This window comes from Paenibacillus zanthoxyli JH29, from assembly GCF_000520715.1.
Lineage (GTDB): Bacteria > Bacillota > Bacilli > Paenibacillales > Paenibacillaceae > Paenibacillus_AQ > Paenibacillus_AQ zanthoxyli.
This window is the reverse complement of sequence record NZ_ASSD01000597.1, coordinates 1-1766: the sequence shown is the minus strand read 5'-3', so window position 1 is coordinate 1766 and position 1766 is coordinate 1. Positions and strand designations below refer to the sequence as shown.

Here is a 1766-nt window from a genome sequence, read left to right as displayed (position 1 = left end):
CCCGTACCCGAAGCGGTTCTTAAGGAGGCCCTCTGCGATTTGGGCGATTTGGGCGATTTGGGCGATCCGGCGCTCTTCATGCCATTTCCCTTCCGAAGCTTTCGCGGCTTCGCAGGTCCCGAGAGGGCTCTTCTCCGGCGGGAAGAGGCGGCTGTAGAAGACCTGCCCGCAGGCTTCGCATGAATTCCAATTCTCATGAGTCTGTCACCTCACCATCTCCCGCCGCCGGGCTCCGTCGCCGAATCCGGCTCTCCCGCCTCTCTGCTCCAGCACCAGGGAAACCGCTCTAAGATGATCCGCGACGATAATCTGCTGCAATGGGTCCGTTCCATCCGCTTTGGGGCGGATGACATTCATTCGGCCGACAGGCACTTTATGCCCCGCTACTACCCTAAGCCCTTCCATAACAGCCTTGGCCTGCGCCTCCGGAGGCGATGACAACAGCCCGCTGCCGAGCGTGTCCAGCGCCCTGCGGCTCAGCGCGTGCGGAACCGCCGTCATCGAGCAGCCTTTCAGGTCAGGACGGCGCAGCAGAATATTGAGCGCATGCTTGGAGAGCACAACCGGATGGGGACGGTGACGGCCGACCGGTCCGGAATAATCGTTCAATGCGATGTCTGCGCCCCTTCTTACAGCCGCCGCAAAAGGACGGAGCTGCTCCGCTGGAATAACGAGATCGCCGTCCGTAAACAAAAGAATCTCACCCTTCGCCGACTCCGCCCCGACACTGCGGCCAACATCATGTCCCAGCGGCTCCGCACAGGAAATGACGCGCGCTCCACAGGATGCGGCAATCTCCGCAGTGCCATCCGAAGAGCCGTTGGCTACAACGATGACCTCGCAGCGCGAATCGACCTTTTTTGCTTCCGTGACGGCCGCAGCAATCGTACCGGCTTCATTCATTGCCGGAATGATAACGGACACTAGCGGCTCTGGATAATTGCCGTCGTATACGGCTTTATGAGACCGGGCCTCGCGGCGTAAAGGGGAACGCCGAGACCTAAGGGAGCGCTTTGTTGGCTTCATGCTCATTCATCCTCCTTGCAGAGCATTCCCCGGGGCGGGGTTCATCACAGTGTATGTAACGGATTCATGCCGGCAACGGCCAACGTCCACGTTTGTTCAAAATTTCGGCATCAGCAAAACTTTCTTATGTATGCAGAAAAAGCACAGCCGGGGCTGCGCTTTTCCATTTTTTTATTATGAGACCCGATTATACGAAATCCTGTTCTTCAAACCCCGGGAGCTATATTTTTAATCGTATAAACGCTCCTCTGGAGCTGGCTTCGCCGCTGGAGCTCCAATAGCGATCCAGGAGAGGACGCCGTAGAAATGCTGAGTATTGCCCAGACGAACAACTTGAATAATAGCATCCTTACTACCCCTGCTTTTTAACGAGGCATAGAAGAAGGGCTGGTTGGTCATGGCAACCATAACATAGCCCGTGTGGCCGAACGGCTCATCGAAAGTCACGGCCACGTCCACGCTGTCTGATCCTGCGGCAAACATGAACGCCGACATTCCGAACTGCTGAAGCGTTGAACGGTTTCCCGAGCTCTGCACCGGGTTGAACGTCAGATGCTCAGGACTCACCGCTTCACGCATCAGATGCTCACTGCCTACAGAAGATGGAGCAAGATGGCAGCTCTGCACGCTTTCCTCCTCCAGATGGCTGGACTGGATAGAAAATGGGGCGATCTTCGAGCCGTCCACCGCTTCATCCTGAAGCTCCGCTCCGCCCACCGCTCCGTCCGCCAGCCGGTCGG

General features: G+C 57.4%; 3 protein-coding genes. 1 reads left to right on the top strand and 2 read right to left on the bottom strand.

From position 1 onward, the window contains the following. Window positions 1-183 (top strand): hypothetical protein (locus L691_RS0123210; protein ID WP_025692676.1); only part of this gene is annotated, 183 nt, incomplete at its 5' end. 21 nt (window positions 184-204) lie between these two features. Here L691_RS0123210 and L691_RS0123205 read toward each other — a convergent pair. Both L691_RS0123205 and L691_RS0123195 read right to left on the bottom strand, forming a co-directional pair. Beyond that, a complete protein-coding gene (locus L691_RS0123205; RefSeq protein WP_025692675.1) occupies window positions 205-1026 on the bottom strand; it encodes a glycosyltransferase family 2 protein in 822 nt (273 codons plus the stop codon). 228 nt (window positions 1027-1254) lie between these two features. Next, window positions 1255-1766 (bottom strand): WIAG-tail domain (locus L691_RS0123195; RefSeq protein WP_025692673.1); only part of this gene is annotated, 512 nt, incomplete at its 5' end.